Annotated in this window: 5 protein-coding genes; 3 read left to right on the top strand and 2 right to left on the bottom strand. The window is 70.3% G+C overall.

Annotated elements, in window-relative coordinates; translation table 11 throughout:
* Positions 1–162: NAD-dependent epimerase/dehydratase family protein (locus KHO18_RS28600; RefSeq protein WP_244845159.1), on the bottom strand; the 162-nt coding region annotated here is incomplete at its 3' end.
* A gap of 49 nt (positions 163–211) precedes the next feature.
* Positions 212–1,879: a glycosyltransferase family 39 protein gene (locus tag KHO18_RS27890; RefSeq protein ID WP_244845160.1), complete on the bottom strand. Its 1,668-nt coding sequence runs from the start codon at positions 1,877–1,879 to the stop codon at positions 212–214.
* Positions 1,880–2,132: 253 nt separating this feature from the next.
* On the opposite strand from KHO18_RS27890, the gene KHO18_RS27895 reads away from it, so the two are divergent.
* The 3 genes from KHO18_RS27895 to KHO18_RS27905 form a co-directional block, all read left to right on the top strand.
* Positions 2,133–2,822: a response regulator gene (locus KHO18_RS27895; protein WP_144203544.1), complete on the top strand. Its 690-nt coding sequence runs from the start codon at positions 2,133–2,135 to the stop codon at positions 2,820–2,822.
* Positions 2,819–4,213, top strand: a complete 1,395-nt coding sequence (locus KHO18_RS27900; protein ID WP_144203542.1) for an ATP-binding protein — start codon at positions 2,819–2,821, stop codon at positions 4,211–4,213. The genes KHO18_RS27895 and KHO18_RS27900 overlap by 4 nt, the downstream gene beginning before the upstream one ends.
* A partial coding sequence (locus KHO18_RS27905; protein ID WP_211944285.1) for a chromate transporter occupies positions 4,210–4,781 on the top strand: 572 nt, incomplete at its 3' end. The genes KHO18_RS27900 and KHO18_RS27905, both read left to right, overlap by 4 nt.

Below are 4,781 nucleotides of genomic sequence, written 5' to 3' on the forward strand. Positions count from 1 at the left end.
CTCGAAGAAGTGCATGCGCGGATGGCTCACCAGGTCGCCGAGGCGGTCGGAGGCCATGTCCATGCCGTAGACCTCCCAGTCGGTGGTCTCCAGGATGCGGCGCGTGAGGTGATGGCCGATGAAGCCGTTGACACCAAGAATCAGGACTCGCTTGGGATGCATGTAGGAATCAGACAGGAACAGAAAGACAAATGGGAAAGCCGCTCAGCGCTCAGCGCGAGGCCAGGGTCGGCGCCGGGCCGGGCACGTTGGTCACCACCACCCGGCGCCAGTCGCGCGCCACCACGTACAGCGGCAGCGTGGGCGACAGCGCCAGATAGGTCTCGGGCGACATCACGGCCATGGCGGGCTGGCCGTTGCGCCAGACTTTGGCGAAGGTGGCCATATCGGGCAGCCAGCGGTTCGGCTCCACCTCGGTGCCGAAGGACAGTTCGTCTGCCTCCGCCACCATGATGAGCGGGTGCCGCACGTAGAACGGCAGGGTGTGGTCGAGCATCTTCACGCCATAGAACGGCATGCCCGGCGTGAGCTTCTGCTGCACCAGCGGGGCGATGTCCGCGCCGGACGCCGGACCGCCCACGGTCTCATGGCCGACCAGGGCCGCCGTGAAGCCGAGGTACATGCCGAGCGCGTACACCGCCACGCTGGGCAGCACGCCGCGCCGCAGCAGCCAGCGCGCGGCGGCAATGCCCAGCAGCATCACCACGAACGCCGCCGCCGCCCAGATGGCATAGGCGCGATAGAACGCGTTGGGCGTATGGTTGGCATTGAGCGTGGCCACCACCGGGCTGGCCAGCAGGCCGCACGCGGCCACGATGGCCATGCCGCCGAGCTGGCGCCGCCAGGCGCGCACATCGAGGCGGTCCAGCGCCACGCCGGCCAGGATGCCCATCGCCGGAATTACCGGCACGATGTAGCCGGGCAGCTTTGAATGCGAGAGGCTGAAGAACACGAAAATGGCGATGGCCCAGATGCCGGCCAGCAACGCCGGGCGAAAGCGCTCCGCCACATCATCCGGCTCATCGACCGGCGGCGTGCCGATGGCGCGCCACAGGCGCGGGAACAGTCCCACCCACGGCAGGAAGCCGCCCACCACCAGTGGCACGAAGTACCAGATCGGCCCCGGCCGCGCGTGGACGCCAGAGGTGTAGCGCTGCCAGTGTTCGTGGATAAAGAAGAAATGCAGGAATTCCGGGTTCCGCGCCGACACCAGCCAGAACCAGGGCACCGTCACCGCCAGTAGCACCACCATGCCGGAGGCCAGGTGCAGCCGACGCCACAGCCGCCAGTCGCGTGTGATGCCTATATAAATGACGAGGACCAGGCCCGGCAGCGCCACGCCCACCAGCCCCTTGGTCAGCACAGCCACGCCCATCGCCACCCAGCAGCCGAGCATCCAGCCCCGCCGCGCGCTGGCGGAGGCGGCGGGATGCTGCGCCAGCAGCATGCAGGCGAGCACGCAGGCCATGACGCCGGCCAGCGTCATGTCGAGGGTGTTGAAATGTGCCGCCACGCTCCACATCGGCGCCGCCAGCAGGGCCAGCCCCGCGAAGGCCGCCGCGCGGGCGCCGAACCAGCGCCACGTAGCCAGCATCGACATGACGATGCCGGCCAGCCCGGCCAGCGCCACGCAAAGCCGCGCCTGCCATTCCCCCACGCCCCACAGCGCGTACGTCAGCGCCGTGACCCACATGTGGAACGGCGGCTTCTCGAAGTACTTCAGCGCGTTGTAGCGGATGGTGACCCAGTCGCCGGTGGCCAGCATCTCGCGCGAGATCTCGCCGTAGCGGCCTTCGTCCGGCCCCAGCAGGTGGCGCATGCCGAGCGTGCCGAACCAGACCAGCAGCGCCACGGCGATGAACGCAGCGGCCCAGGCCATGGCCGGCGACCAGGCGCCCACGTGCCAGCCCTCCAGCGGACGGGCCGGCGTCACGGCAGGCTGCGGAGTGGACAGGGAGGGCGACGGCGGATGAGACTGCGGTAGCGGCATGCGCGCGGGGGGGGGACCGGGTGAGACGAGCGCGCAGGTTAGGAGAGCAACCTTAATCCCACATTAAGCGTGCGGCGCCGCGCGCGCGGTGCTACGCTTCACGCCGTCCACCGTGCCGTATGCGCCCTTTTTCGCACCCAAGATGAGAATCCTTATCGTTGAAGACGACCCCATGCTCGGCGACGGCCTGCAGCGCGGGCTGAAGCTCAAGGGGCATGCCGTGGACTGGTTCGCCACGGGCGCGGAGGCGGATCGCGCGATCGCCGATATGCAATACGACGCCGTGGTGCTCGACCTCGGCCTGCCCGACGACGACGGCGTGGCCCTGCTCGCGCGCTGGCGCCAGCAGGGGCGCCAGACGCCGGTGCTGATGCTGACCGCGCGCGACGCCATCTCCAGCCGCATCGGCGGCCTCGATGCCGGCGCCGACGACTACCTGATCAAGCCCGTCGATCTCGACGAACTGGCCGCCCGGCTGCGCGCCGTGACGCGCCGCAGCGCCGGCATGCCCGAGCCGGTGTGGCACCACGGCGCGCTGACCTACCAGCCGGCCGCCCGGCAGGCCACCTGGAAAGGCCAGCCCGTCGACCTCACCGCGCGCGAAGCCATGCTGCTCGAACTGCTCCTGGCGCACCCGAGCCGCGTGCTGACGCGCGAATTCCTGCGCGAGAAGCTCTACGCCTGGGAACAGGGCGCGGAGAGCAACACGTTAGAGGTGCACATCCACCATCTGCGCCGCAAGATCCACCCCGGCATCGTCCGCACGCTGCGCGGCGCGGGCTACACGCTCGGCACCCCGGAAGCCATCGCCAGCCCCGGAGACGACGCATGACCTTGCAGCGGCGCCTGATCCTGGCCGTGCTGTTGGGGGTGGCCATCGCCTGGAGCCTTACCAGCGTGCTGATCTACCTCAGCACGCAGGAGGAAATCAACGAGCTGTACGACACCGCCATGGTGCGCATGGCGCAGCAGATGCAGGCCATGCTGCCGCTGATCAACGTTGGCGCCGTGCCGCAGCCGCCGCCCCAGAACGGCCCCCTGCCCGGCGATGCCGACCTGGGCGACATGGGCGACGCGGGGCTGGGCGATCTCGCCATCGCCGCGTGGCGGCCCGGCGGCGAACCGTTGCATATCGACCCGGACGGCGACCGCCTGCCCCGCGCGCCACACGTGAAGGGCTTCACCAACATCGCCATCGACGGCGTGCCGTGGCGGCTCTATTACCTGGACGATCCGGTGGAAGGCTGGCGGGTCTGCGTGGGACAGATCCAGGCCGAGCGCGAGGAACTGGTGGTGTCCTACCTCCAGGCCCAGGTGCTGCCGTGGATGCTGGGCGTGCCGCTGCTGATGGCGCTGGTGGTGTGGGCCGTGCGCGTGACGCTGCGGCCGCTGCGCGCGCTCTCCGCCGCCATTGCCGCGCGCGCGCCCGGTGACCCGGCGCCGCTGGAACTGGCCAACGTGCCGCCGGAACTGGTGCCGCTGGTCGGCGCGATGAACACCCTGCTCCATCGCGTCTCGGCGTTGATCGAGCACGAGCGCCAGCTCACCGCCGATGCCGCCCACGAGATGCGCACTCCGCTGGCCGCGCTCAAGGCGCAGTGGGACGTGGCGCGCCAGTCGAACGATCCCGCCGAACGCGCGCAGGCCTCCGCGAACGTGGAGGCTGGCATCGACCGGTTGAGCCATCTGGTGTCCCAACTGCTGACCATGAGCCGGCTCGAGGACGAAGACGCGCCGCCGGTGCGCGCGGCGGTGGACTGGCATGAGATCGTCCAGCAGGTGCTGTCCGATTGCCTGACGCTGTCCGAGCGCCGCCAGGTGGACATGGAGGTGACGTGGCCGGCGGCCATCGACCCGCCCCTGCCGGTGCGCGGCGATCCGGCGCTGCTCGGCATCATGCTCCGCAACCTGATGGACAACGCCCTGCGCTACAGCCCCGCCGGCACGCTGGTGACGCTGGCCTTCGCCCCGGATGCGATCACGGTGTCCGACCACGGCCCCGGCGTGGCGCCCGGCCTGCTGCCACGCCTGGGCGACCGCTTCTTCCGGGGCGCCGGGCAGCGTGAGCAGGGCAACGGGCTGGGCATCTCCATCGCCCGGCGCGTGGCCACGCTGCACGGCCTGTCATTAACCTTCGATAACCTCGCCAGCAGCGGCCACACCGGGCTGATCGCCACCATCCGCCCTGCAACGGGCCAGACACCGTCCCCCCACTCGCCATGAGCGCCGTACCAGACCTCGACCACACTGACGACCGCGGCAACGCCTGGGCGGTATTCCTGATCTTCCTGCGGCTGGGGCTGACGTCGTTCGGCGGCCCGGTGGCGCATCTTGGCTATTTCCGCGAGGCCTTCGTCACGCGGCGGCGCTGGTTCAGCGAGCAGGCTTATTCCGATATCGTCGCGCTCTGCCAGTTCCTGCCCGGGCCGGCCAGCAGCCAGGTTGGCATGGTGATCGGGCTCACCCGGGCCGGCTACCGGGGCGCGCTGGCGGCGTGGCTCGGCTTCACCATGCCTTCGGCCATCGCGCTGATCGTGCTGGCGCTGGGGCTGTCGGCCACGGGCAACCACGTGCCGGACGGTCTGCTGCATGGCCTGAAGGTGGCGGCGGTGGCCGTGGTGGCGCAGGCGGTGTGGGGCATGGCGCGTTCGCTCTGCCCCGATGCGCCGCGCCTGAGCGTGATGGCGCTGGCGGCGACGGCGGTCATCGTCGTGCCATCGCCGTGGTGCCAGGTGGCCGTGATGCTGGCGGCGGGCCTGGCCGGCGCGCGCTGGTTCCGGCCCGCGCAGGC

It is taken from the genome of Cupriavidus campinensis (assembly GCF_905397395.1).
Classification (GTDB): Bacteria; Pseudomonadota; Gammaproteobacteria; order Burkholderiales; family Burkholderiaceae; genus Cupriavidus; species Cupriavidus campinensis.

Excerpts from the sequence above, each read along its gene's own strand:
- KHO18_RS27900 (WP_144203542.1), top strand. The coding sequence starts at position 2,819 with ATGACCTTGCAGCGGCGCCTGATCCTGGCCGTGCTGTTGGGGGTGGCC.
- KHO18_RS27895 (WP_144203544.1), top strand. The coding sequence starts at position 2,133 with ATGAGAATCCTTATCGTTGAAGACGACCCCATGCTCGGCGACGGCCTG.
- KHO18_RS27890 (WP_244845160.1), bottom strand. The coding sequence starts at position 1,879 with ATGGCCTGGGCCGCTGCGTTCATCGCCGTGGCGCTGCTGGTCTGGTTC.